Consider the following 24,218-nt stretch of genomic DNA (forward strand, 5'->3'; position numbering starts at 1 on the left):
GCCGTTCCCGCGCGGGTCGGCCATGATGGGTCGATGGACGTCATCGTCATCGGCGGCGGGATCTCCGGCGTCGCCGTCGCGTACGAGCTGGCCGCCGACCGCGAGGTCCTCGTGCTGGAGGCCGAGCGGTCGCTGGCCGTGCACACCACCGGCCGGTCGGCCGCGACCTGGATCGGCAGCTACGGCCCACCCGTGGTCCGCGAGCTGACCACCGCCTCCCGCGACTACCTGATCGACCCGCCGTTCGACGTCGACGGGCCCGTCGCGTCGCCGATGTCGTGCCTGTGGCTCGGGGTGAACGGGCGCGACGCCGAGGTCGAGCGGCTCGCGGCCGAGACGCAGGCGCACCTGATCGACGGCGCCGAGGCCGAGCGGCTGTGCCCCGTGCTGAGGCCCGGCGAGATCAGGGTCGCCGCGTGGGACGAGACGGCGCTGGCCCTCGACGTCATGGGCCTGCACCACGCCTACGCCCGCGCGTTCCGGGCGCGCGGCGGCACGATCGCGACCTCGGCCCGGGTGGCCTCGGCGCTGCGCGAGGGCTCGGAGTGGGTGGTCACGACGACCGCTGGCGACGTGTTCCGTGCCGACGTGGTGGTGAACGCCTCGGGCGCCTGGGGCGACGTCGTGGGCGCGCTGTTCGGCGCCGAGCGGCTGCGGCTCGAGCCGCGGCGCCGCACGATCTTCCAGTCCTCGACGAACGCGTCTCTGGACGGCGTGCCGTTCACGGCGGGCATCGACGACGGCTTCTACTTCAAGGCCGAGGGCGGTGCGGTGCTGTGCTCGCCGCAGGACGCATCGCTGCACGAGCCGGGCGACCCCAAGCCGGACGAGCTCGAGATCGCGCGCGCCATCGAGGCCGTCAACGCGGTGACCACGCTCGGTCTGCGCAGCGTGCGCACGGCCTGGGCGGGGCTGCGCACGTTCGCTCCCGACGGCAACCCCGTGGCCCGCTGGGACGCCAAGGCTGACGGCTTCTTCCACTACGTCGGCCAGGCCGGCTACGGCATCCAGATGGCCCCGGCCCTGGCCCAGCTGGCCGCCCCGCTGATTCGCGAGCGCTGACCACGGCCCCGGCCGCGCGAGATCTGTAGCGGTATCCACCCTTTTTCGTCGGTTGAGTCCGAGAAAGGGTGGACAGCGCTACAGATCTGGCCCGCCGGAGGCGGGGGAGGGGGCCTGACAGTTCGGGCAGAAGTAGACGCGGCGCTCCTGGGTGGGAGGGCCGAGGGCGATCTCGCGGATGGTCGTGCCGCAGCGGTGGCACGGACGGTCGGTGCGGCCGAAGACCCAGTGCAGCTCGCCGGGGCGCAGGCTGCCGGTGAACGAGCGCTCGGTGCGGTCGCGGTTGAGGCGGATGAGCTTCACGCCACGGTCGACCACGCGGCCGAGGTCGACGTCGGCGACCGGGGTTCGGGGGTCGACGGCCGACAGGAACAGCATCTCGTTGACGAACTCGTTGCCGAAGCCGGCGAGGTCCCGCTGGTCGTGCAGCGCCACGAAGATCGGCCGGTCGGGCTGGCGCGCGAGGTTCGCCAGCGCCAGCTCGCGGTCGAAGTCGGGATCGAGGACGTCGGGTCCGAGGTGACCGACGACGGTGTCCTCGTCCTCGCGTCGCAGCACCTCGACGACGCCCAGGCTGAAGCCGACCGCCGACCACTCCTCGGTGCTGACGATTGCGCGCACCGTGTGAGCCGGACGCCGCAGCCCGCGCCCGCCGCGGCGCAGGGTGGCGGGGCGGTAGAGGTGCCACGAGCCCTCCATCTTCAGGTGCGAGTGGATCGTCCAGTCGTCGGTGCGCATCAGCAGGTGCTTGCCGCGCGGCACGACCTCGCGCAGGACCTGGCCGGCGAGGTCGGTGGTGGCGTAGCGCGGCACCCGGAACTCCGTGGACGTCAGCACGTGCCCGGCCATCGCCTCGTGGAGGTGGTGACAGGCACGCCAGACGGTGTCGCCCTCAGGCATCGAGTCGCAGCCCCTTCAGGTGGGCCTCGAAGCCGGCCGCGGCCAGCGCCTCGCCCAGCGGCGTGGACGCCACCGGCTCGCCGTCGGCGGTCTGCACCGTGACCCGACCGAGGCGGCCCCGCCGCACGGTCTGCACGAGGGACTCGGCCGCGGCGGCCAGCGCGACGGGCTCGTCGCTGAAGGTGAGCGCCGACTTGCCGCCGCGCTCGAGGTAGATGACCGGCCGGCCGTCGTGGATGACCACGAGGGAGCCGGCCTTGCGCGCCGGGCGGTGGCCGTCGCCACCGCGATCGGGCCACGGCAGCGCCGCGCCGAACGGGTTCGCCGGATCGGTGGCCGCGAGCGTGACCGCGGGGGAGTCGGCGGGCTCGTCGGCGTCGCGCACGAACGAGCGCAGCCGGTCGACGACGCCCGGCGCCGCGAACTGGGCGGCCCCGAGCGAGTCGACGAAGTAGCCGCGCAGGGCCGTGCCGTTCTGCTCCATCTCGCGCAGGACGCGGTAGGCGGCGGCGAAGCCACCCGGGGTCTGCTCGGCCTGCACCGAGCCGCGCGTGACGACCCCGTACCGGTGCAGCAGGGTCTCGGCCCGGGCGATGTGCTCGGCCGTGGTCTGCCCGCCGAGTGGGACCGAGAACCAGCGGCCCGAGGCGATCGGAGGCACCACGGCACGGGGCGCGCGCATGCGCCCACCCACCATCCGCGCCCGTGGAGCCTGCCGCTTCGTGCGGTGTGAGCCGCCACCCGCCACGAGGCTGCGGACCGGGGCGAAGGTGTCGTTGCTGACCTGGCCGCTCCAGACCAGCTCCCACAGCGCCTCGACCAGACCTTCGCGCTCGCCCTCCACGCGGTCGGCGAGCTCGCCGAACAGCCAGGCGCCCGAGTCGCCGAGGACCTCGAGCAGGCGCCCGGCGGGGGTGTCGGAGCCGGCCTCGACGAGCTCGCCGGTGGCGGGCCCGGCGGTGTCGCCCGGCAGCAGCCGGATCCAGCCGTCGCGGCCGGGCAGGGTGCCGGCGCCGGTCCACGTGACCTCGCCCGCGGTGGTCAGCTCGTCGAGCATGGCGGGGGAGTAGTCGCTGATGCGCGAGGGCAGCACGAGCGACTCCCACGCGCTGGCGGGCAGCGCGGCGCCGGCCAGCTGCTCGACCACGGTGAGGACGCCGTCGACGCCGCGCAGGCGCGAGCCGACGTGCTGCCAGGCCGGCAGGAAGCGCGCGAACGCGGCGGAGTCGACCGGCTCGACCTGCTTGCGGGCCGCGGCCAGCGAGCGGTTCCGCAGTCGTCGCAGCACCTCGGTGTCGACCCACTCGGCCTCGCCGGACGCGACCGGCAGGAACTCGCCGCGGGTGACCCGGCCGGACTCGCTGAGGCGCTGCAGCGCGTCGCGGACGACGGCCCGACCGAGTGCGAGGCGCTGCGAGACGTGCTCGCCGGTGAACGGGCCGTGGGTGCGGGCGTAGCGCGCCACGAGCTCGCCGAGCGGGTCGGCACCGGTGGCGAGGTGGGCCTCGGCGACACCGAGCGGCAGCGCGGTGCCCAGCGCCTCGCGCAGCCGGCCGGCGTCCTCGATCGCGGCCCAGCGCGCCTGCCCGCCGACCTGCACCTCGATGGCGCGCCGCGACTCGCGCAGCTCCTTGAGCCAGCCGCCGGCCTGCAGTCTCACGTCCTCACGGGTGCGCTCGGCGACCTCCTCGACCGAGAGCGGTCCGAGCAGGCGCAGCAGATCGGCCACGCCCTCGAGGTCCTTGGCGTGCCGCTCGGGGACGAGGCGCTGGAGCTCGGCCTCGGTCTGCGCGACGACCTCGGGATCGAGCAGCTCGCGCAGGTCGGCCCGCCCCAGCAGCTGACCCAGCAGCTCGGGGTCGAGCGTGAGCGCGGCCGCGCGCCGCTCGGCCAGGGGCAGGTCGCCGTCGTAGAGGAACGCGCCGACGTAGCCGAACAGCAGCCGCTGGGCGAACGGCGAGGCGTTGTCGGTGCCGACCTCGACCAGGGCGACCTCGCGCGAGCGGATCCGCCGGGCGAGCGTGACCAGCGCGGGCAGGTCGTAGACGTCCTGGAGCACCTCGCGCGCGGTCTCGAGCAAAATCGGGAAGTCGGGGTACTTGCGCGTGACGTCGAGCAGCATGGAGGCGCGCCGGCGCTGCTGCCACAGGGGCGCGCGGGCGCCGGGATTCCGCCGCGGCAGCAGCAGCGCCCGCGCCGCGCACTCGCGGAAGCGCGCCGCGAACAGCGCCGAGCCGCCGACGAGCTCGGTGACCTGGGGCTCGAGGTCGTCAGGGTCCTCGAGGTCGAACAGCTCGGCACCCGGCGGCTCGCCACTGACGTCGGGGACGCGCGCGACGATGCCGTCGTCGGAGGCCACGACCGCGCCGTCGACGCCGTAGCGCTGCTCGATCCGGCGGCCGACGACGAGCGCCCACGGCGCGTGCACGGCACGGCCGTACGGCGAGAGCAGCACGAGCCGCCAGTCGCCGACCTCGTCGCGGAACCGCTCGACGACGAGCGTGGTGTCGGTGGGCAGCTGGCGCGTGGCCTCGTACTGGTCGGCGACGAGGGCGGACAGGTTGCCCACGGCGTAGGCGTCGAGGCCGACCTCCTCGACCCGCCGGCGCTGCTTCGCCGGCGACATCGCGCTCAGCTCGCGCAGGAACGCGCCCATCGCCTCGCCGAGCTCGTAGGGACGCCCCATCGCGTCGCCACGCCAGAACGGCAGCCGCGCGGGCAGGCCGAACGCGGGCGTGACGATGACCCGGTCGGCCGTGATCTCCATGATCCGCCAGCTGGTGGCGCCGAGGGCGATCACGTCGTTGATGCGCGACTCGTAGACCATCTCCTCGTCGAGCTCGCCGACGCGGCGCCCGGCCGTGCCCTCCTCGCCCGCCAGCACCACCGAGAACATGCCGCGGTCGGGGATCGTGCCGCCGCTGGTGACTGCCAGGCGCTGGGCGCCCGGCCGCCCGGTGAGGGTGCCGGCGTGACGGTCCCACACGGCGCGCGGGCGCAGCTCGGCGAACTCGTCGGACGGGTAGCGCCCGGCGACGAGGTCGAGCGTGGCCTCGAAGGCGGCGTGCGGCAGGGTGGCGAAGGGCGCCGAGCGGCGCAGGGTCTCGAACCACGCCTCGACGTCGATCGGCTCGAGGGCGCACGCCGCGATGGTCTGCTGGGCGAGGATGTCGAGCGGATTGGCCGGCACCGCGAGGCGCTCGATCCGCCCCGCCAGCATCCGCTCGACCGTGACCGTGGTGGACAGCAGGTCGTGCCGTCCCGTGGGGAACACGAGCCCGCGCGAGACCTCGCCGACCTGGTGCCCGGCGCGACCCACACGCTGCAGACCCGAGGCGACCGACGGCGGCGCCGAGACCTGAATGACGAGGTCGACCGCACCCATGTCGATGCCGAGCTCGAGGCTGGAGGTGGCCACGACGCAGCGCAGCCGGCCGGACTTGAGGTCGTCCTCGATGAGCGCCCGCTGCTCCTTGCTGACCGAGCCGTGATGGGCGCGCGCCAGCACCGGCTCGACCCCCGAGGAGACCCCCGAGAGTCCACCCATCTGCGCGGGGTTGCGGGTGTCGGGCTGGGGACGCTCGCCCGTGGTGCGCTCGACCCAGACCTCGTTGAGCCGCTGGGTGAGCCGCTCGGCCACGCCGCGGCTGTTGGCGAACACGATCGTGGTGCGCGCCGACTCGATCGCGTCGACGATCGCCTCCTCGACGTGGGGCCAGATCGTGCCGCCCGCCTCCTGGGGGCGGGACTCGTCGAGGCCGCGGGCGGCGCTGCCCTCACGCGGCCCCTCGTGCCGCGGCGGCATCTCGGTGAGGTCCTCGACCGGCACCCGCACCGACAGCTCGAGCCGCGAGGGCGCGTCGGGCGCGACGACCTCGACCGGCGCGCGCCCGCCGAGGAACCGCGCGACCTCGTCGTGCGGGCTGACCGTGGCCGACAGGCCGATGCGCTGGGCGGGGGAGTCGAGCAGGTCGTCGAGCCGCTCGAGCGACACCGCCAGGTGGGCGCCGCGCTTGGTGCCCGCGACCGCGTGGACCTCGTCGACGATCACGGTGTGGACGCCGGCGAGCATCTCGCGTGCCGCGGAGGTGAGGACCAGGAACAAGGACTCGGGCGTGGTGATGAGGACGTCGGGCGGGTGCGACTGGAGCCGTCGCCGCTCGGCCGGGGGCGTGTCGCCCGTGCGCACGCCCACGGACACCGGCGCGAGCTCGTGACCCAGCCGCGCCGCCACCCCGGAGATGCCCACGAGCGGCGAGCGCAGGTTGCGCTCGACGTCGACCGCGAGCGCCTTGAGCGGCGAGATGTAGAGGACCGAGGTGCCCCGCGGCTCGGCCTCGGGGTCGCGGTGCAGCAGCCGGTCGATCGCCGACAGGAACGCCGCGAGGGTCTTGCCCGAGCCCGTGGGCGCGACGACGAGCGTGTGGCGGCCGTTCTCGATCGCGTTCCACGCGCCGGTCTGCGCGCCGGTGGGTGCGGTGAACGACTCGTCGAACCACGTCTGGGTCGCGGGGCCGAAGGACATGGACCCATCGTGGCACCGGACTCCGACACTGGCCCTGCGAGCCGGAGGAGGGCAGGGTAATCACGGGGATTCCAAGCCGGGACGCGCCCCCGGGACCGGCGTGCCGTGGCCGGCCGCCCACACCCCCTCAGGCATGCTGGGGGGCATGAAGTTGCGGATGCTGTCGGTGACCTGTGCCCTCGTGCTGTCGGTGGGCGCGTGCTCGAACGGAGGCGAGGAGAAGGAGTCGCCCGCCCCGAAGGAGCCTGCGAAGACCACGGCTGCGAAGGTCGCGGCGATCAACCCGCTGACCGGCGGCACCCTGAAGAAGACGCCTGCGAACCCGGTCTTCGTCGTCAAGGTCGACAACACCCCGGCCTCGGCCCCGCAGACCAGCATCGACCAGGCCGACCTGGTGGTCGAGCAGACCGTCGAGGGCGGCATCACGCGCCTCGCCGCGCTCTACTACACGCGCCTGCCCGGCGACGTCGGCCACGTTCGCTCGATGCGCGCCACCGACATCGGCATCGCGAAGCCGGTGCGCGGCCAGGTCGTCGCCTCCGGCGGTGCCGGCAAGACGATCTCGCGCATCAAGGACGCGGGCATCCCGATCCACTCGCAGGACGCCGGGTCGCCCGGCCTCTCGCGCGACGCCGGCTACGCGCCGTACAACGTCGTCGTCGACCTCGGCCGGCTCAACAAGGACGTCAAGAACGAGCAGCCCGAGCGCCCCTACTTCCAGTGGGCCACCGACGCCGCGGCGCCGAAGGGCCCGCAGGTCACCGGCGCCACCGTGACGTTCTCCCGCAGCCACACCACGTCGTGGAAGTTCAACGGCAAGACCTGGAAGCGCACCAACGGCACCAGCGCGAAGGAGTTCGGCGCCAGGAACCTCGTGGTCCTGTGGGCCGACGAGAAGGACGCCGGCTACACCGATCCCGCCGGGAACCCGGTGCCCGAGACCACGTTCCAGGGCGGCGGCAAGGCGGTCGTCTTCGTCGGCGGAACCCGTGTCAACGCCAAGTGGAGGAAGGCGAACAACGCCTCCACGATCGTGCTGACCACGCGCGACGGCCAGGCGATGAAGCTGCCCAAGGGCAAGACCTGGATCGAGCTGCTGAGCAAGCGGGAGTCCACGGCGCTCAGCGCGCAGTAGTCGTCAGGGGGACGGCTGGTCGCTCTCGGCGGCCAGCTCCTCCAACTTGTGGCCGATCTCGACCTCGATCGCCTCGCGCAGCACGCTGCGGAACATCGCCACGACCACCTGGCTCGCGATGGGGATCAGCTGGTCGATCCTCTCGAAGACCGTGGGCCACTCCTCCTGGGGCAGGCCGGCGTCGAGGAACGGCTGCGCGACGTCGCGGCTGACGTGGTGGACGAACCGGTCGGAGATCTGCTCGAGGTGCTCGCGCATGTGCGGCACGATGTCGACCACGCTGTCGGGGCTCAGGCCGAGGGCGACCGACGCGGCCCCCTGACGCACGACGCTCGGGTTCAGCATGCGCACCGTCTGGTCGTCGACGTGCTCCAGCAGCCCGAGCTCGATCATCTGGTCGATCAGCTTGTGGTCGGGACTCACGTTCGACAGCGAGGCCAGCTCGGCCCGGCTGATCACCTCGGTGGGGTCCTGGGCGTCGTCGACCTCGAAGATGTTCAGCAGGTCGAGCGCCACGTGGGAGGCGGTGGACGGCGACTTCAGGATCGCGTCCTCGACCGCCGCCAGGGTGAAGCCACGACCCAGCAGGGTGCGGATGAGGACGAGGCGCTGGAGGTGCTTCTGCGTGTAGTACCCGGTGCGTCCCTCGAGGCGTGGCGGGTCGATCAGTCCACGCGTGGAGTAGGCGCGCACGTTGCGCACCGTCATGCCGGCCCGCTCGGCGAGCACGTCGACGGTGAACTCCTCGTCGCGCGCCGCGTCCGTCATGCCGCAAGTCTAGGTGAGCGTGACCGCGGATCCGGCATCATGGGGGTATGGCAACGGTGCGAGGCCAGCTCCTGGTCGCCACCTCGGCGATCGACTCCGGCCCCTTCCGGCGAAGCGTCGTGTACGTCCTGGACCACGACGAGGACGGCGCGCTGGGCGTGATCGTGAACCACCCCCTCGAGTCCGACCTCGACGAGGTCCTGCCCGGGTGGGCCGAGTCGGCCAATGCGCCCGGCTGCCTGTTCGAGGGCGGCCCCTGCGCGATGGACTCCGCGCTGGCGGTGGGCGTCGTCAGCGACATGGAGTCGCGCCCGATCGGCTGGCGCCAGATGGCCGGCCGCGTCGGGATCGTCGATCTCGAGGGACCCGTCCCGGTGGGCGGCGAGCTGCTCGGCCTGCGCGTGTTCGCGGGCTACGCCGGCTGGTCCACGGGCCAGCTGGAGGAGGAGATCGCGGAGGGCGCGTGGCTCGTGGTGCCGGCCCGGGACGGCGACCTGATCTCGCCCGATCCCGACCGCCTGTGGAGCGAGGTGCTCCGGCGTCAGGCGGGCGACACCCGCTTCTGGTCGACATTGCCCGACGACCCCGGGCTGAACTGAGGTCGTCGGCGTGGACCGGTCCTCGGCGTCGGATCCGTCGCCTACGATGGAGGCGTGGGATTCTTCGGCCGCGGCACCCAGACCGTTCAAGACGAGCGCACCGAGCAGCGCCTCGACAACGGCGACCACGAGCGCTTCAGCCACTACGTCCCGAAGGACAAGCTGACCGAGGCCATGGTCATGGGCACGCCCGTCGTGGCCCTGTGCGGCAAGGTCTGGGTCCCCAGTCGCGATCCGCAGCGCTTCCCGGTCTGCCCGGAGTGCAAGGACATCTGGGAGAACTTCAACCCCGGCGACGACGACGAGTCCGGGAGTGACTCCGACCAGTGAGCGCGGGCCTGTCGCTACGGGCCTGGCAGCGTGAGGCGTTCGAGCAGTACGTCCGCACGCAGCCGGCCGACTTCCTCACCGTCGCCACGCCCGGCGCCGGCAAGACCACCTTCGCGCTGACGATCGCGGCCGACCTGCTGCACCGTCGCGTCGTCGAGCGGGTCGTCGTGGTCACCCCCACCGAGCACCTCAAGTCGCAGTGGGCGCAGGCCGCCGCGCGCTCGGGCATCGCGCTTGAGCCGAACCTGTCGGGGGCGCTCGGCGCCCGCTTCGACGGCTACTGCGTCACGTACGCCGGTCTGGCCACCAACCCTGTCGGCCACCGCGTGCGCATCGAGCGCAGCCGCACCTTCGTGATCCTCGACGAGGTCCACCACGCCGGCGACGCGCTGTCGTGGGGCGACGCGGTGCTGGAGGCGTGCGAGCCGGCGATCCGCCGCCTCTCGCTCACCGGCACGCCGTTCCGCTCCGACGACAACCCGATCCCGTTCGTCACCTACGCGCCCGTCGGCGACGGCTCGATCTCGTCGGTGGCCGACTACGCCTACGGCTACGGCGAGGCCCTCAAGGAGGGCGTCGTCCGACCGGTCCTGTTCATGGCCTACTCGGGCGAGATGCAGTGGCGCACCAGCGCGGGCGACGAGGTCTCGGCCCGGCTCGGCGAGCCGCTCACGCGCGACCAGACCGCGCAGGCCCTGCGCACCGCGCTCGACCCCACGGGCTCGTGGGTGCCGGCCGTGCTCGAGGCCGCCCACAAGCGTCTCGTCGAGGTCCGCCGCGACATCCACGACGCGGGTGGCCTCGTGATCGCCAGCGACCAGACCTCGGCGCGGGCCTACGCCGCGCTGCTCAAGGAGCTCACGGGGCAGTCGCCCACGCTGGTGCTCTCCGACGAGGCCGGCTCGAGCGCCAAGATCGCCGAGTTCGCCGCCGGGAACGACCCGTGGATGGTCGCGGTCCGCATGGTCAGCGAGGGCGTCGACGTCCCGCGTCTCGCGGTCGGCGTCTACGCCACCACGATCGCCACCCCGCTGTTCTTCGCCCAGGCGATCGGCCGCTTCGTGCGTGCCCGGCGCCGCGGCGAGACCGCGTCGGTCTTCCTGCCCAGCGTGCCGGGCCTGCTGAAGCTCGCCGCCGACCTCGAGGCCGAGCGCGACCACGTCATCGGCCGCCCCGTGCACGACGAGTCCGACCTGTTCGCCGCCGAGGAGGCGCTCATCGCGCGCGCCAACGCGTCCGAGGGCGCCAGCGACGAGCTCGGCAACCAGTACGCCGCGATCGGCAGCGAGGCGCTGTTCGACCGCGTGGTCTACGACGGCGACGAGTTCGCGCCGATCGACTACGAGATGGTGGCCGGCGACTCCGAGGAGCTCGACTTCCTCGGCATCCCCGGCCTGCTCGAGCGCGACCAGGTGGCCGAGCTGCTGCGCAGCGCGCGCACCCGCAAGCGCGAGGACGCCCCGGCGCGCGCCGAGGCTGACGTCGAGTACGAGCGCCGCGCCCAGCTGCGCCGCGACCTGAACTCGCTCGTGGCCGCCTGGCACCATCGCACGGGCACGCCGCACGGCGTCACCCACAACAAGCTGCGCCAGGAGTGTGGTGGCCCGGCCGCCGCCCAGGCCACCACCGCGCAGCTGCAGCACCGCATCGACATGCTGCGCGACTGGGCCCTGCGCGCCTCGGGCTGAGCCGACGGGTGACCCCGGTCACGCCCGACCCCTAGGCTGTGCCCCGTGAGTGCCCCACTGCCGCCGCGGACCCGTGCGTTCGCCGCCCTCATGAAGCGCCTGGCCACCCCGGTCGAGGAGGCCACCGACTACGCCGAGCTGCGCGCCCAGCGGCTGCGGCTCATGGAGTCGCCGCCCGGCCGGCTGGTGTTCGGCCGCCCCGATCGGCGCGTGCGGACCGAGGAGATCGAGATCCCGCTCAAGGGCCGCACCCTGCGCGCGATCGTGCACCGCCCGACGGGGGTCGGGGGCCTGCGCCCCGCGGTCGTGAACTTCCATGGCGGAGGCTGGGTGCAGGGTTCGCCCGAGCAGTCGGCGTGGCTCGCCTCGCGGCTCGCCGCGGGCAGCGGCGCCGTGGTGGTCTCGCCGTCGTACCGGCTGGCGCCCGAGCACCCGTACCCCGCGGCTGTCGAGGACACGTGGGAGGCGCTGGGCTGGATCGCCGCACGCGCCGACGGCTTCGGGCTCGACGCCGACCGGCTCGCCGTGATGGGCGACAGCGCCGGCGGCAACCTCGCGGCCGTCGCGGCACAGCGATCGGTGAGCGAGGGCGGGCCGGCGCTGCGCGCCCAGGTGCTGATCTACCCCGCGGTGGAGATGTACGACAAGTTCGCCTCCGAGCTGCGGATGCCCGACGAGCCGGTGCTGTCCTCGGCCAACATGAGCGCCTTCGCGCACCTCTACATGGGCGACGCCTACGGCACCGAGGACCCGCTCGCCTCGCCGCTGCGGGCCACGTCCTTCGACGGGCTCCCGCCGGCGTTCATCCTGACGGCCGACCACGACCCGCTGCTCGACAACGGCGTTCACTACCGCGAGGCGCTGCAGCGCGCGGGTGTTCCGGTGCGCTACCGCGAGTACCCGGGCACGGTGCACGGGTTCGTCAGCCTGCCGGGCGTCTCGCCGGCCGCGACCGACGCCGCCTCCGACATCGTCGACTTCGTCGCCGCGCACGTGGTGGTGCCGAGGTGACCCGCCGGGTCCGCTCGGACGGCCTCGATCCCGAGGTCGACTACGAGGAGATCGCGCGGCTGTTCGGCCAGTACGACTTCCCGTGGGACCTCGAGCAGGCCCTGAGCTTCGCGCTGTTTCGCACGTACGCGGTCCCGTCGATCGGGCGGCTGCTGTACGAGACCGGGCACTTCGGCACCGACACCCAGCGGCGCCACGACGACACGGCGCTGCTGCTGGGCGAGATCGTCGACCAGGGACTCGAGAGCACGCCTGGTCGCGCCGCGATCCGACGGATGAACCAGATGCACGGCCGCTACGACATCAGCAACGACGACATGCGGTACGTGCTGGCGACCTTCGTCGTGATGCCGAACCGCTGGGTCAACCGCTACGGCTTCCGTCGCACCACGCCCATCGAGGACGTCGCGGGCGTGAACTACTACCGCCGCCTCGGGCGCCTGATGGGGATCGCGGACCTGCCCACGGACCTCGCCGGGTTCGAGCGCCTGCTCGACGACTACGAGGCCGAGCACTTCCGCTTCGACCCGCGGTCGCGCGCGGTGGCCGATGCGACGCTCGACCTGCTGACCACGTTCTACCCGCGTCCGCTCGCCCCCGCCGTCCGCCGCTTCAGCATCGCGATCATGGACCCGCACCTGCGCGAGGCCTTCGGCTACGAGCACCCACCGGCCTGGTTCGAGCGCCTCAGCCACGGTGCGCTGGGCCTGCGCGGCCGTGTGGTGCGACTCCTGCCCGAGCGCACCGAGCCGCGCCGGGTCCGCGACTCGAGCCGCATCAAGAGCTACCCCGGAGGCTTCCTCATCGAGAACCTCGGGACGTGACCCAGGTCGCACTTTCCCCAAAGTTGTGCGAACGTACAATTCAGGGTTCCTTCGGGAGGTGACGCCCGGCTCGGCATCCTCGGGGTGCCGACCGGGCGTCAGGCACGCAGGGCGTCGACCACGCGGTCGAGGTCCTCCTCGTCGTTGTAGAGGTGGAACGCGATCCGGGCCGCGCCCTGGCGCACCGAGGCGCGCAGCCCCGCGTCCTGCAGGCGTGTGGCGGCGTGCTCGATCGGGATCGAGACGATCGCCGAGTCCAGCGGCGGCAGGTCCAGCGCGGCCCGCGCCCGCCCGGCGAGGTCGAGGTTGTGCGCGGTGACGGCGGCGAGGTCGAGCGTCGCCATCCACGCCAGGCTCGTGGCTGCGCCGACCACCGGGAACCACGAGGGGGAGATGTCGAACCGGCGGGCGTCGTCGGTGAGCCGCAGCGGCAGCCCGTAGGTGGTCTGCCACGGCGCGCCCCCGGCGTAGCGGTTGGCGTGGTGGGGGACGAGCCGCTCGACCATCCGCTCGGCGTAGGACGCCCAGGCGATGCCGGTGGGCGCCAGCAGCCACTTGTAGCTCGAGCTCACCACGACGTCGGCCCACGCGAGGTCGAGCCGGAGCCAGCCGAGCTGCTGCGTCGCGTCGAGGATCACGAGGGTCTCCGAGCCCTCGGTGGCGGCTCGCAGCGCGGCGAGGTCGACCTGCGCGCCGTCGGCCGACTGCACGGTGGACACCGCCACCACGTCGTGATCGGCGGCCAGCTCGGGCACCCGCTCGAGCGGCACCTCGGTGACGGTCACGCCGCGGCCGTCGTGGGCGGCGAACGGGAAGCTGACCGACGTGAACTCGCCCTCGGGGACCAGCACGCGCGAGCCGTGGGGCAGGGCGGAGGCCACCGGGCCGAGCAGCGCCGCGACGGACGAGCCCATCGCGACGGACTTCACCGGGACGCCGGCCAGGGTCGCGAACGCCGCGCGACCCGCCGCGATGTCGGCGTCGAAGTCGGGTCCCGCGACGGTGCCCGCGGCCCAGCCGCGGTGGACCCGTTCGAGGGCGTCGACCGTGGCCTTCGGTGGCAGCCCGTAGGCCGCCGTGTTCAGGTAGCCCTCCGGCCCGACGAACGTGGCCCCGAATGCCTCTCGCATGATTCGACGCTAGCGCGTGGGAATCGAACCGGTCCCTCCCGGGTTGAACCCGGTGTGAAGCTCTCGGTCCTGGATCTCGTCCCTGTCCGTACCGACCAGACCAGCGGTGATGCCGTCGCGGCCGCCACCGAGCTGGCGCAGACCGCCGACCGGCTCGGGTTCGAGCGGTACTGGGTCGCCGAGCACCACAACATGCCCGCCGTGGCGGCCACGTCGCCGCCGGTCCTGATCGCCCTGCTGGCGGCGGCGACCGAGCGCATCCGGCTGGGCTCGGGCGGCGTCATGCTGCCCAACCACGCGCCGCTCGCGGTGGCTGAGCAGTTCGCCCTGCTCGAGGCCGCCTTCCCGGGTCGCATCGACCTCGGCATCGGTCGCGCGCCCGGCTCGGACCCCGTCACCTCGTGGGCGCTGCGCGGCGCCGCGGGTCGTGACGACTCCGACATCGAGAACTTCCCGCGGTACCTCGACGACGTCGTCGCTCTCATGGACGGCCGCGGCGTGCGCGTGCCGATCCCGAACCAGCAGTACGTGCTGAAGGCGACCCCGGCCGCCGTCGGCGCCCCGAACCTGTGGCTGCTCGGCTCGTCGATGTACTCGGCGCACCTCGCCGCCGCGAAGGGCCTGCCGTACGTCTTCGCGCACCACTTCAGCGGGCACGGCACGGCGGAGGCGCTCGAGGTCTACCGCAGCGAGTTCCGGCCGAGCGACGTCTGCGACCGGCCCACGACGTTCCTCACCGTGAACATCGTCGTGGCCGACACCGCCGACGAGGCCACCGCGCTCGCGCTGCCGAACCTGCAGAACATGGCACGCCTGCGCACCGGCAAGCCGCTCGCGCCGATCGACCTCGTGGAGGACGCGGAGGCGCTCGACCTCGACCCGGGCATGGACTCGCTCGTCGACTCGGGCCTGGCGCGGATGGTGGTCGGCGACCCCGACACCGCGCGCAAGGAGCTCGAGGCGCTCGCCGCCCAGTTCGACGTGGACGAGGTCATGCTGCACCCGGTGGCGTCCGCGCGCCGCGGTGCCGACCCGCGCTCCACGCCCGGCCGCGTCCGCACCCTCGAGCTCGTCGCCGGCTGACCTCGGGTCAGGCCGTGGTGACGCCCGCGGCGGACCACTCCTGCCGCACGCGGTTGAGGCTCTCCGGGGTCACGGCCGCGGTGAGGTCCTCCAGCACCCTGACGCGGAAGCCCTCGGCTGCCCCGTCGAGCGCGGTGGCGCGCACGCAGTGGTCGGTCGCGATGCCGCACACGTCGATCGCGTCGACGTCGCGCTCGCGCAGGAAGTCGGCGAGGGTGCGTCCATCGGCGTCGGCGCCCTCGAAGCCCGAGTAGGCGGCCTCGTAGGCGCCCTTGTCGAAGATGGCGGCGAAGAGGTCGTCCGTGAGCGGCTCGTGCAGCTCGGCGCCGGGCGTGCCGACCACGCAGTGCGGCGGCCACGAGTCCACGTAGTCGGGCGTCTCGCTGAAGTGCGGGCCGGGGTCGACGTGCGCGTCGCGGGTGGCCACCACGAGCTCGTAGTCGCCCGCGGCGATCAGGTCGGCCACGGCCTGCGCGACGGCCGCGCCGCCGGCGACGGCCAGCGAGCCGCCCTCGCAGAAGTCGTTCTGGACGTCGACGACGACCAGGGTGCGGGGTCCGCTCATCAGTCCTCCTCGTAGATCGTCGCGAGGGCGGGATCGCCCTTGGAGAGGCGTCGCGCCGACGCGGGCAGCTCGCGCAGCGACGCCTGGAGGCGGGCTCGCGAGTCCTGCAGGGTGGCCCGGTGCACCCGCTCGCCGGCCTCGACGAGCGGCACCATCAGCTCGCGGTCGTCGCCGTCGTCACGGGGCTTCACGTCGATGCCGACGACCTCGGCCTCGGCCACACCCTTGGCGCTGAGCCGGCGCAGCGCGGTCTTGCGGCCGCCGATCGACGTCTTGTCCTTGCTCTTCTTCGCGACGCCGAGCATCGCGCCGTCGGCGGTCTCGCGCGCGACCAGCTTGTAGACGAACCCGCTCGTGGGGGAGCCCGACCCGGTGACGAGCGAGGTGCCCACGCCGTAGCCGTCCACGGGCGCGGCGGCCAGGGCGGCGATCGCGTACTCGTCGAGGTCGCTCGTGACCGTGATGCGGGTGTCGGTGTTGCCTGCGGCGTCGAGCTGCGCCCGCGTGGCCCGCGCGACGTCGGCGAGGTCACCGGAGTCCAGGCGCACGCCGCCGAGGTGCGGACCGCCGACCTCGATCGCCGTGGCGACGCCCTGCGGCGTGTCGTACGTGTCGACCAGCAGCGTCGTGTCGTGCCCGAGCGAGCCGATCTGCGACGTGAACGCGTCGCGCTCGGAGTCGTGCACGAGCGTGAACGCGTGCGCGGCGGTGCCGGCGGTGGGGATGCCGTAGCGGCGTCCGGCCTCGAGGTTCGACGTGGCGGCGAACCCGCAGATGTAGGCGGCCCGCGCGGACGCGACGGCGGCCTCCTCGTGCGTGCGGCGCGTGCCCATCTCGATGCACGGCCGGTCGCCCGCGGCCATCGTCATGCGCGTCGCGGCCGAGGCGATGGCCGAGTCGTGGTTGAGGATCGACAGGATCAGCGTCTCGAGGATCACGCCCTCGCCGAACGTGGCGTCGACCCGCAGGATGGGCGAGCCGGGGAACCACAGCTCGCCCTCGGGGTAGCCCCAGATGTCGCCGGTGAAGCGGTAGTCCGCGAGCCAGTCGCACGTGACGTCGTCGACGACCTTCGACAGTCGCAGGAACTCGATCTCGGACTGGTCGAACCGGAAGTTCGCCAGTGCGTCGAGCACGCGCCCGGTGCCGGCGACCACGCCGAACCGTCGCCCGCCGTTGAGCCGCCGTCCGAACACCTCGAACACGCTGCGCCGTGAGGCCGTGCCGTCGGCCAGCGTGGCCTGCAGCATCGTCAGCTCGTAGTGGTCGGTCAGCAGCGCGGTCGACACCATGGGTTCAGCGTAGGACCACGCCGACCTTCGTGCGGGGGAGCGCGGGCAGGCACAATGGGGTCGTGACCACCCCCACCCCCGTCGAGACCGAGAAGCCGGACGCCGACCTCGTCGTCCAGCTGGAGGACCCGTGGGTGACCATCGTCTGGAACGACCCGGTCAACCTCATGTCGTACGTGGCGTTCGTCTTCCGGACGTACTTCGGCTACACCGAGGAGAAGGCCACCCAGCTGATGCTCGCCGTGCACGAGGAGGGCCGGGCCATCGTCTCCAGCGGCCGCCGCGAGGAGCAGGAGCGCCACGTGCAGGCCATGCACGAGTACGGACTGTGGGCCACGCTCGAGCGGAGCGACGCGTGAAGCCGTTCCGCCGCCGCCGGCGCGGCACCGTCACGGCCACGTTCGAGCTCAACGAGGCGCAGCTGCTGGTCAACCTGGCCAGCCAGGTCGTCGAGCTGCTCCAGGACCGCAACGGTCCCAGCGAGTCCGAGCCCGACCCGCTGGCGCAGCTGATCGGCATGACCGGCCCGGTGCAGCCGCCCGAGGATCCCGTGCTGGCGCGCCTGCTGCCCGACGCCTACCGCGACGACCCGGTCGAGGCCGCGGAGTTCCGCCGCTTCACCGAGCAGTCCCTCTCGTCCGTCAAGGTCGACAACGCGCGCGCGGTGATCGAGAGTCTCGAGGCGGGCGGGCTCGCCGAGAGCGCCAAGCACGTCGAGGTCGAGCTGGACGACGCGGCAGTGATGTCCTGGCTGCGCGCCCTGACCGACATCCGCATCGCGCTCGCCGTGCGCCTGGGCATCGAGACCGAGGAGGACGCCGAGCGCCTCGCCGAGTCCGACGACGAGGCCACGCTCGCGATGGGCGACGTCTTCGACTGGCTCGGCTTCGTGCAGGAGACCCTCGTCCACGTCGCCTGACCGGGTGCCGGCAGGGTCGGTGTCCGCACCACGGATGGGTGGATCGGGCGTCGGGACGCCTCGATAGACTCGGGAACCGTGTTGACCATCCTGCGCGAGCACGTGGAGGCGATCGTCGCCCACGCGCGCCGCGACCACCCCGACGAGGCGTGCGGCGTCATCGCCGGGCCCTACGGCTCCGACCGCCCCGAGCGGCTCATCCCGATGCTCAACGCCGCCATGTCGCCCACGTTCTACGAGTTCGACTCCGGCGACCTGCTGCGCCTCTACCGCGAGATGGACGACCGCGACGAGGAGCCCGTCGTCATCTACCACTCGCACACCGCCACCGAGGCCTACCCGTCGCGCACCGACCTCAACCTGGCCTCCGAGCCGAACGCGCACTACGTGCTCGTGTCCACCCGCGACGGCGCCCACGAAGCCGGTGAGGTCGACTTCCGCTCCTACCGCATCGTCGACGGAACGATCACCGAGGAAGAAGTTCGCGTCGTCGACCGTTACACCGAAGACAGCACGACTGCGGGTCCCGCAGTCCCCCCAACCGAAGGTGACATCTGATGGCCGTCGAGGTCCGCATCCCCACGATCCTGCGCCCCTACACGGGTGGTGAGCGCGCCGTCGAGGCCGACGGCACCAGCCTGTCCGCCCTGATCGACGATCTCGAGGCGAACCACGAGGGCATCAAGGAGCGCCTGCTCGACGGCGCCGAGCTGCGTCGCTTCGTCAACGTCTACGTGAACGACGAGGACGTGCGCTTCACCGGCGGCCTCGCGACCGAGCTGTCCGATGGCGACACCGTCGTCATCCTGCCCGCGGTCGCGGGCGGCGCGGCCTGACGATGCGCTATGACTCGCTCGTCGACTCGGTCGGCCACACGCCCCTGGTGGGGCTGCCGAGCCTCTCGCCGAGCGACGACGTGCGGCTCTGGGCGAAGCTGGAGGACCGGAACCCCACCGGCTCGATCAAGGACCGCGCGGCACTGTCGATGATCCTGGCGGCCGAGGCCGACGGCACCCTCACGCCCGGCTGCACGATCCTCGAGCCCACCAGCGGCAACACCGGCATCTCGCTGGCGATGGTCGCGCGCCAGCGCGGCTACCGGCTGATCTGCGTCATGCCCGAGAACACCTCGGTCGAGCGGCGCCAGCTGCTCACGATGTTCGGCGCCGAGATCATCAGCTCGCCCGCGGCGGGCGGCTCGAACGAGGCCGTGCGGGTGGCCAAGGGCCTCGCGGCCGAGCACCCCGACTGGGTCATGCTCTACCAGTACGGCAACCCCGCGAACGCCGATGCGCACTACCGCGGCACCGCGCCCGAGCTGCTCGAGGACCTGCCCACGATCACGCACTTCGTGGGCGGACTGGGGACCACGGGCACCCTCATGGGGATTGGACGGTTCTTCCGCGACCACAAGCCCGACGTGCGGATCGTCGCGGCCGAGCCGCGCTACGGCGAGCTCGTCTACGGCCTGCGCAACATCGACGAGGGCTTCGTCCCCGAGCTGTACGACGCCTCGCTGATCGACTCTCGCTTCTCCGTCGGCCCGCGCGACGCCGTGCGGCGCGTGCGCGAGCTGATCGACGCCGAGGGCATCTTCGCCGGCATCTCGACGGGCGCGATCCTGCACGCGGCGCTGGGTCAGGCGACCAAGGCGGTCAAGGCGGGCGAGCGCGCCGACATCGCGTTCGTCGTGTGCGACGCGGGCTGGAAGTACCTGTCCACCGGGGCGTACGAGGGCACCATCGACGAGGCGGAGGACCGCCTCGAGGGCCAGCTCTGGGCCTGACCTGTTCAGCGCGCCCCGCGACCCGTTAGCCTTCGAGCCGTGAGCGACATCGTCGTGTTCTCGGGCAGTGCACACCGGAAGCTGGCAGAGGAGATCTGCAGCAACCTGGGCGTCGCCCTCAGCCCCTCGGACACCCAGCGGTTCAGCAACGACTGCCTCCAGGTCCAGCTCCTCGACAACTGCCGCCAGCGCGACGTCTACATCGTCCAGCCGCTCGTGCCGCCCACGCAGGACCACCTCATGGAGCTGCTGCTGATGGTCGACGCGGCGCGCGGTGCGTCCGCGGCGTCGGTCACCGTGGTGGTCCCGCACTACGCGTACGCGCGCTCGGACAAGAAGGACGCCTCGCGCATCTCGATCGGCGGCAAGCTGGTGGCCGACATGATGGCCACGGCGGGCGTCAACCGCGTCGTCACCATGACCCTCCACGCCCCGCAGGTGCACGGCTTCTTCTCGATGCCGGTCGACCACCTCACGGCTCTCGGCGAGCTCGCCGAGCACTACCGGGCGCAGGACCTCAGCAACGCGATCGTCGTCTCGCCCGACTTCGGCAACGCCAAGACGGCCTCGCAGTTCGCCCGCCTGCTGGGCCTGCCCGTGGCCGCCGGCAGCAAGCAGCGCAAGGCCGACGACAAGGTCGTCATCGACACCATCGTGGGCGACGTCGCGGGCAAGCGAGCGATCGTCCTCGACGACGAGATCGCCACGGGCGGCTCGATCATCGAACTCATGGACAAGCTGGCCGAGTCCGGTGTCACCGAGGCCTCCGTCGCCTGCACCCACGGCCTCTTCGCGGGCAAGGCGGTCGAGCGACTGCGCTCGCACCCCGCGATCACCGAGGTCGTCACGACCGACACGGTCCCGGCGCCGGCCGACTGGCCCGAGCTCACGGTGCGCTCGGTGGCGCCGCTGTTCGCCGAGGCCATCGCGCGCATCCACGCGGGCGAGTCGGTCTCCAGCCTGTTCGACGGGGTGGATCCGGCGCACGCGCCGCCGCAGCCCAAGCTGTTCTGAGGCTCAGCCCTCCAGCTCGGCGATGAGGCGGTCGAGCAGTCCGCGCAGGGCACGACCGTCGGCCGCCGACATCCCCATGCCCTCCACCAGGCGGGCGGGCACGTCGGCCACGCGCTCACGCAGCGCCCAGCCCTGCTCGGTGGCGGAGACGAGCACGCGACGCTCGTCGGTCCGATCGCGGGCGCGGGTCACGAGCCCGGCGGCCTCCAGGCGCTTGAGCAGGGGAGTGAGGGTGCCCGAGTCCAGGTGCAGACGGGCGCCGAGCTCCCCGACGCCGAGCGGCGCGTCGGACTCCCACAGCGCCAGCAGGCACAGGTACTGCGGGTAGGTGAGGCCCACCTCGGCGAGGAGGTCCGTGTAGCGACGGGTCACGGCGCGGGAGGCGGCGTACAGCGGCAGGCAGAGCTGCTGGTCGAGCGCGAGCTGCGGGTAGTCGTCCACGAGTCCAGACTAGACCTTGCGGCAATCAATTGCGCGCAATACAGTTGTGGACATGAAACCTCTCTACACCGCCAGCGCCGTCGCGACCGGTGACGGCCGCAACGGCCACGTCGAGTCCACCGACGGCATCCTGATTGCCGACGTCCGCGCCCCCAAGGAGCTCGGCGGAGCCGGAGGGGCCACGAACCCCGAGCAGCTCTTCGCCGCCGGCTACGCCGCGTGCTTCCACTCCGCCCTGCGCACGGTCGCCAAGCGCTCCGGCGCCGACGTCACCGACTCCGAGGTCGTCGCCGACGTCTCGATCGGCGAGAACGGCACGGGCGGCTTCGGCCTGGCCGTGGCCCTCGAGGTCACGCTGCCGAACGTCAGCCGCGAGGAGGCCGAGAAGCTCGTCGAGCAGGCCCACCAGGTCTGCCCGTACTCCAACGCCACGCGCGGCAACGTCGAGGTCGACCTCAGCGTCGCCTGACCGCCGCCGCTTTCCGCCCCCACCTCTGGAACGGGATGCACGCCTTCGCTCCGCGAAAACGTGTCAACCGTTCCAGAAGTGGGGGCGTCCGTGCGTCTCAGCGCACGCCGCGGATGCGCACGACGGCCAGAGCGCCGGCGAGTCCGACGAGGGCGGCCGTGACGTAGAGGGTCGTGTAGCCGCCCAGCGAGGTCACGATGACCGCGGCGACCACGGGCGCGAGCACCTGCGGCAGGGCATTGGCGATGTTGATGACGCCGAGATCCTTCGCGAACCCCGCCTCGTCGGGCAGGACCTCGGTGATGATCGCCAGGTCGACGGCGATGAACGCCCCGAAGCCCACGCCCAGCACCACGGCGGCCACGAGCACGCCGGGCCACGTCTGCCAGAACGCCAGCAGCAGCGCGGCCACCGCCATCACGACGCCGGCCCACACGACGAAGACCTTGCGGCGCTCGACGCGGTCGGACCAGCGCCCGGCGACCACGGCCGAGATCGCGACCACCACTGAGTTCACCGCGATGACGACGAAGACGCCGCCGTCCGGGTCCTCCACGCCGACCGCGTCCTGCAAGAAGTAGAAGAGGTACAGCGTCGCGATCGCGTTGCCGAGGTTGACGACGAAGCGGGTCAGCCACGCCCACGCGAAGTCGGGATGCCGGCTGGGGGAGATCCAGAACGACCGCGCGAACGCGCGAGTCGACCACGGCACGCGCTCGGGGCGCGGCTCGTCGTGGCTGCGCACGAGGTACGGCAGGGCGCTCAGCAGCAGGAAGGCGGCGCACGCGAGGTAGCCCGCGCGGGTGCCGCCGAAGGCGATCGCGAGCCCCGCACCGACGAGGATGCCGAGCGTCTGGCCCAGCCCGACGAGCCCGCCGGCCCACGCGCGCTGGGCGACCGGCACCCGATCGGGCAGGGTCGCCGTGATCGAGGCCAGCGAGGCGTTGACCGAGGCCTGCACGAGGCACCACCCGACGACGACCTGCCAGAACTCGCTGGCGCCGGACAGGATCGTCAGGCCCAGCGCGCCGACCACCGAGCCGGCCGTGATCCACGGGACCCGCCGGCCGAAGCGCGACCGGGTGCGGTCGGACAGCGCGCCGAACAGGGGATTGGCCACCATCGAGATCGCCGCGCCGATGCCCGTGACGATCGCGAGCGCCGTCTCCTTGCCGTCGCCGACGATCGCCTCTGTCTGCTGGGGCAGCAGCACCGCAAGGGGGCCGAAGAACGCGACGTACGTGCCGAGGTTGACGACCGCGACCGACAGCAGCCACGGCAGGCGCACGGGCGCCCGTCGCTCGACGGGCGTGGTCATCGATCCCGCTGCGCGTCGATCACCGACCGGTACCAGGCGAACGAGTCCTTCGGGATGCGCTGCTGCGTCTCGTAGTCGACGTACGTGAGGCCGAAGCGCTGCGAGTACCCCTCGGCCCACTCGAAGTTGTCCATGAACGACCAGTGGAAGTAGCCGCGCACGTCGACCCCGGCGTCGATCGCGTCGTGCAGGGCGCCGAGGTGCGCGGCGGTGTAGTCGATCCGGCGCTGGTCGCGGACCCGGCCGTCCTCGCCGGGCGTCTCGTTGAACGCGCCGCCGTTCTCGGTGATGAGGATCGGCGGCAGCGCGTCGCCGTAGGTGTCCTTCAGTCCCGTCAGCATCCGCGTGAAGCCCTCGGGGATGATCGGCCAGCCGAAGTCGTTGTACTCCAGCCCCTCGGGCGTGACCATCTCGAACGGGATCTCGGCACCGGGCTCGGCCGCGGCGACGTACTGCGGGTTGTACGAGTTGACGCCCAGGAAGTCGATCGGCTGCGAGATCAGCTCGAGGTCGCCGTCCTGCGCGACGGGGTCGACGATCCCGGCCAGCGGCCACGTGCCCCGCAGGATCGGGTCGAGGAACGCGCGGTTGTAGATCAGGTCGAACAGGCCCGCGGCGTCGCGGTGCTCCGGAGTGTCCTCGATCGGCAGCACCTCGCAGTGGTTGTTCGCCGGTCCCACCTGCTGCGCCCCGGCCGCGCGCAGCGCCTGCACCGACCGGCCGTGGGCGAGCAGCTGGTGCCAGGCGACCTGGAGCGCGCCGAACCCGAGCTCCTTGCCCGGCGCGTGGATGCCGGTGGCGTGACCGAGCAGGGTGAACACCACGGTCTCGTTGAGCGTGAACCAGCGCGTGACGCGGTCGGAGAGGCGCTCGCCGACGATCCGCGCGTACTCGGCGAACCGGTCGGCGATGTCCCGGTTCTCCCAGCCGCCGCCCGCCTCGAGCGCCAGCGGCGAGTCCCAGTGGAACAGCGTCGCGCTGGGCTCGATGCCGTGCTCCAGCAGGGTGTCGACGAGCCGGTCGTAGAAGTCGAGCCCGCGTGGCTCGACCGTCACGCCGTCGGGCTGGATCCGCGGCCAGGCGATCGAGAAGCGGTACGCGTCCACCCCGAGGTCGGCCATGAGAGCCACGTCCTCGCGGTAGCGGTGGTAGTGGTCGCAGGCCACGTCGCCCGTGTCGCCGTTCAGGATGCGGCCGGGAGTGTGGCTGAACTCGTCCCACACCGAGCGCCCGCGGCCGTCCTCGTCGACCGCCCCCTCGATCTGGTACGAGGCGGTCGAGACGCCCCAGGTGAAGTCGGGTCCGAAGTGAGGCAGATCACGCATGCGCCCATCCTGCACCGAAACCTGCACCCGCGGG

The 24,218-nt window shown here is 72.6% G+C and carries 24 protein-coding genes; 15 read left to right on the plus strand and 9 right to left on the minus strand.

What is annotated here, in order from left to right:
* Positions 1-33 precede the first annotated feature (33 nt).
* Positions 34-1,062: an NAD(P)/FAD-dependent oxidoreductase gene (locus O3S82_RS03665; RefSeq protein ID WP_269305597.1), complete on the plus strand. Its 1,029-nt coding sequence runs from the start codon at positions 34-36 to the stop codon at positions 1,060-1,062.
* A gap of 78 nt (positions 1,063-1,140) precedes the next feature.
* On the opposite strand, the gene O3S82_RS03670 is transcribed toward O3S82_RS03665, so the two are convergent.
* Together O3S82_RS03670 and O3S82_RS03675 are read right to left on the minus strand one after the other, a co-directional pair.
* Complete coding sequence (locus O3S82_RS03670; RefSeq protein ID WP_269305599.1) at positions 1,141-1,962, minus strand: DNA-formamidopyrimidine glycosylase family protein; 822 nt, start codon at positions 1,960-1,962, stop codon at positions 1,141-1,143.
* Complete coding sequence (locus O3S82_RS03675) at positions 1,955-6,487, minus strand: ATP-dependent helicase (protein WP_269305601.1); 4,533 nt, start codon at positions 6,485-6,487, stop codon at positions 1,955-1,957. The genes O3S82_RS03670 and O3S82_RS03675 overlap by 8 nt, the downstream gene beginning before the upstream one ends.
* A gap of 145 nt (positions 6,488-6,632) precedes the next feature.
* Between O3S82_RS03675 and O3S82_RS03680 the strand changes: the two genes are divergently transcribed.
* Positions 6,633-7,622: a DUF3048 domain-containing protein gene (locus O3S82_RS03680; protein WP_269305603.1), complete on the plus strand. Its 990-nt coding sequence runs from the start codon at positions 6,633-6,635 to the stop codon at positions 7,620-7,622.
* A gap of 3 nt (positions 7,623-7,625) precedes the next feature.
* Here O3S82_RS03680 and O3S82_RS03685 read toward each other — a convergent pair whose 3' ends face one another.
* Positions 7,626-8,390 (minus strand): MerR family transcriptional regulator, encoded by a 765-nt coding sequence (locus tag O3S82_RS03685; protein WP_269305605.1) that lies wholly within the window; start codon positions 8,388-8,390, stop codon positions 7,626-7,628.
* Between the two features lie 47 nt (positions 8,391-8,437).
* Here O3S82_RS03685 and O3S82_RS03690 point away from each other — a divergent pair, with 47 nt between their 5' ends.
* The 5 genes from O3S82_RS03690 to O3S82_RS03710 are packed head-to-tail and all read left to right on the plus strand — an operon-like array spanning position 8,438 to position 12,842.
* Complete coding sequence (locus tag O3S82_RS03690) at positions 8,438-8,989, plus strand: YqgE/AlgH family protein (RefSeq protein WP_179426003.1); 552 nt, start codon at positions 8,438-8,440, stop codon at positions 8,987-8,989.
* Positions 8,990-9,043: 54 nt separating this feature from the next.
* Complete coding sequence (locus tag O3S82_RS03695) at positions 9,044-9,319, plus strand: DUF3039 domain-containing protein (RefSeq protein WP_179426001.1); 276 nt, start codon at positions 9,044-9,046, stop codon at positions 9,317-9,319.
* The gene (locus tag O3S82_RS03700) at positions 9,316-11,007 is read left to right on the plus strand and encodes a DEAD/DEAH box helicase (protein WP_179425999.1); all 1,692 of its coding nucleotides are present in this window, start codon (positions 9,316-9,318) and stop codon (positions 11,005-11,007) included. The genes O3S82_RS03695 and O3S82_RS03700 overlap by 4 nt, the downstream gene beginning before the upstream one ends.
* A gap of 45 nt (positions 11,008-11,052) precedes the next feature.
* A complete protein-coding gene (locus O3S82_RS03705; protein WP_269305608.1) occupies positions 11,053-12,018 on the plus strand; it encodes an alpha/beta hydrolase in 966 nt (321 codons plus the stop codon).
* Complete coding sequence (locus O3S82_RS03710) at positions 12,015-12,842, plus strand: oxygenase MpaB family protein (RefSeq protein ID WP_269305610.1); 828 nt, start codon at positions 12,015-12,017, stop codon at positions 12,840-12,842. Before O3S82_RS03705 ends, O3S82_RS03710 begins: the two co-directional genes overlap by 4 nt.
* Before the next feature lie 98 nt (positions 12,843-12,940).
* Here O3S82_RS03710 and O3S82_RS03715 read toward each other — a convergent pair whose 3' ends face one another.
* Positions 12,941-13,972, minus strand: coding sequence for an aminotransferase class V-fold PLP-dependent enzyme (locus O3S82_RS03715; RefSeq protein WP_269305612.1), 1,032 nt, complete (start codon positions 13,970-13,972; stop codon positions 12,941-12,943).
* Positions 13,973-14,026: 54 nt separating this feature from the next.
* Between O3S82_RS03715 and O3S82_RS03720 the strand changes: the two genes are divergently transcribed.
* On the plus strand, positions 14,027-15,055 hold the full coding sequence (locus O3S82_RS03720; protein WP_269305613.1) for an LLM class flavin-dependent oxidoreductase: 1,029 nt from the start codon (positions 14,027-14,029) through the stop codon (positions 15,053-15,055).
* A gap of 7 nt (positions 15,056-15,062) precedes the next feature.
* Here O3S82_RS03720 and O3S82_RS03725 read toward each other — a convergent pair whose 3' ends face one another.
* Together O3S82_RS03725 and O3S82_RS03730 are read right to left on the minus strand one after the other, a co-directional pair.
* Entirely contained in the window at positions 15,063-15,623 is a 561-nt protein-coding gene (locus O3S82_RS03725) for an isochorismatase family protein (RefSeq protein ID WP_442864726.1), read from the minus strand.
* Entirely contained in the window at positions 15,620-16,909 is a 1,290-nt protein-coding gene (locus tag O3S82_RS03730; RefSeq protein WP_269307025.1) for a nicotinate phosphoribosyltransferase, read from the minus strand. The genes O3S82_RS03725 and O3S82_RS03730 overlap by 4 nt, the downstream gene beginning before the upstream one ends.
* A 65-nt stretch (positions 16,910-16,974) precedes the next feature.
* Between O3S82_RS03730 and clpS the strand changes: the two genes are divergently transcribed.
* From clpS to O3S82_RS03760, 6 genes are all read left to right on the plus strand, one after another.
* Positions 16,975-17,271 (plus strand): ATP-dependent Clp protease adapter ClpS, encoded by a 297-nt coding sequence (clpS, locus tag O3S82_RS03735; protein WP_179425985.1) that lies wholly within the window; start codon positions 16,975-16,977, stop codon positions 17,269-17,271.
* Entirely contained in the window at positions 17,268-17,831 is a 564-nt protein-coding gene (locus O3S82_RS03740; protein WP_179425983.1) for a DUF2017 domain-containing protein, read from the plus strand. Before clpS ends, O3S82_RS03740 begins: the two co-directional genes overlap by 4 nt.
* Positions 17,832-17,909: 78 nt before the next feature.
* Positions 17,910-18,389, plus strand: a complete 480-nt coding sequence (locus tag O3S82_RS03745; RefSeq protein WP_179425981.1) for a Mov34/MPN/PAD-1 family protein — start codon at positions 17,910-17,912, stop codon at positions 18,387-18,389.
* A complete protein-coding gene (locus O3S82_RS03750; RefSeq protein WP_179425979.1) occupies positions 18,389-18,667 on the plus strand; it encodes a MoaD family protein in 279 nt (92 codons plus the stop codon). The genes O3S82_RS03745 and O3S82_RS03750 overlap by 1 nt, the downstream gene beginning before the upstream one ends.
* Positions 18,668-18,669: 2 nt before the next feature.
* On the plus strand, positions 18,670-19,617 hold the full coding sequence (locus O3S82_RS03755; RefSeq protein WP_179425977.1) for a PLP-dependent cysteine synthase family protein: 948 nt from the start codon (positions 18,670-18,672) through the stop codon (positions 19,615-19,617).
* 39 nt (positions 19,618-19,656) lie between these two features.
* Positions 19,657-20,631: a ribose-phosphate diphosphokinase gene (locus O3S82_RS03760; protein WP_179425975.1), complete on the plus strand. Its 975-nt coding sequence runs from the start codon at positions 19,657-19,659 to the stop codon at positions 20,629-20,631.
* A 3-nt stretch (positions 20,632-20,634) separates the two neighbouring features.
* On the opposite strand, the gene O3S82_RS03765 is transcribed toward O3S82_RS03760, so the two are convergent.
* Entirely contained in the window at positions 20,635-21,072 is a 438-nt protein-coding gene (locus O3S82_RS03765; RefSeq protein ID WP_179425973.1) for a MarR family winged helix-turn-helix transcriptional regulator, read from the minus strand.
* A gap of 52 nt (positions 21,073-21,124) precedes the next feature.
* Between O3S82_RS03765 and O3S82_RS03770 the strand changes: the two genes are divergently transcribed.
* Complete coding sequence (locus tag O3S82_RS03770; protein ID WP_179425971.1) at positions 21,125-21,541, plus strand: organic hydroperoxide resistance protein; 417 nt, start codon at positions 21,125-21,127, stop codon at positions 21,539-21,541.
* A 97-nt stretch (positions 21,542-21,638) separates the two neighbouring features.
* Here O3S82_RS03770 and O3S82_RS03775 read toward each other — a convergent pair whose 3' ends face one another.
* Together O3S82_RS03775 and O3S82_RS03780 are read right to left on the minus strand one after the other, a co-directional pair.
* Entirely contained in the window at positions 21,639-22,859 is a 1,221-nt protein-coding gene (locus tag O3S82_RS03775; protein WP_269305620.1) for an MFS transporter, read from the minus strand.
* On the minus strand, positions 22,856-24,184 hold the full coding sequence (locus tag O3S82_RS03780; protein WP_179425968.1) for a GH1 family beta-glucosidase: 1,329 nt from the start codon (positions 24,182-24,184) through the stop codon (positions 22,856-22,858). Before O3S82_RS03780 ends, O3S82_RS03775 begins: the two co-directional genes overlap by 4 nt.
* Positions 24,185-24,218: the final 34 nt, after the last annotated feature.

Origin of the sequence: Aeromicrobium sp. HA (genome assembly GCF_027171405.1) — a bacterium.
GTDB classification, from domain to species: Bacteria; Actinomycetota; Actinomycetes; order Propionibacteriales; family Nocardioidaceae; genus Aeromicrobium; species Aeromicrobium tamlense.

Bases quoted from the DNA above. Each gene is read 5' to 3' on its own strand.
- O3S82_RS03665 (WP_269305597.1), top strand. From the start codon at position 34: ATGGACGTCATCGTCATCGGCGGCGGGATCTCCGGCGTCGCCGTCGCG.
- O3S82_RS03670 (WP_269305599.1), bottom strand. From the start codon at position 1,962: ATGCCTGAGGGCGACACCGTCTGGCGTGCCTGTCACCACCTCCACGAG.
- O3S82_RS03675 (WP_269305601.1), bottom strand. From the start codon at position 6,487: ATGTCCTTCGGCCCCGCGACCCAGACGTGGTTCGACGAGTCGTTCACC.
- O3S82_RS03680 (WP_269305603.1), top strand. From the start codon at position 6,633: ATGAAGTTGCGGATGCTGTCGGTGACCTGTGCCCTCGTGCTGTCGGTG.
- O3S82_RS03685 (WP_269305605.1), bottom strand. From the start codon at position 8,390: ATGACGGACGCGGCGCGCGACGAGGAGTTCACCGTCGACGTGCTCGCC.
- O3S82_RS03690 (WP_179426003.1), top strand. From the start codon at position 8,438: ATGGCAACGGTGCGAGGCCAGCTCCTGGTCGCCACCTCGGCGATCGAC.
- O3S82_RS03715 (WP_269305612.1), bottom strand. From the start codon at position 13,972: ATGCGAGAGGCATTCGGGGCCACGTTCGTCGGGCCGGAGGGCTACCTG.
- O3S82_RS03750 (WP_179425979.1), top strand. From the start codon at position 18,389: ATGGCCGTCGAGGTCCGCATCCCCACGATCCTGCGCCCCTACACGGGT.
- O3S82_RS03755 (WP_179425977.1), top strand. From the start codon at position 18,670: ATGCGCTATGACTCGCTCGTCGACTCGGTCGGCCACACGCCCCTGGTG.
- O3S82_RS03770 (WP_179425971.1), top strand. From the start codon at position 21,125: ATGAAACCTCTCTACACCGCCAGCGCCGTCGCGACCGGTGACGGCCGC.
- O3S82_RS03775 (WP_269305620.1), bottom strand. From the start codon at position 22,859: ATGACCACGCCCGTCGAGCGACGGGCGCCCGTGCGCCTGCCGTGGCTG.
- O3S82_RS03780 (WP_179425968.1), bottom strand. From the start codon at position 24,184: ATGCGTGATCTGCCTCACTTCGGACCCGACTTCACCTGGGGCGTCTCG.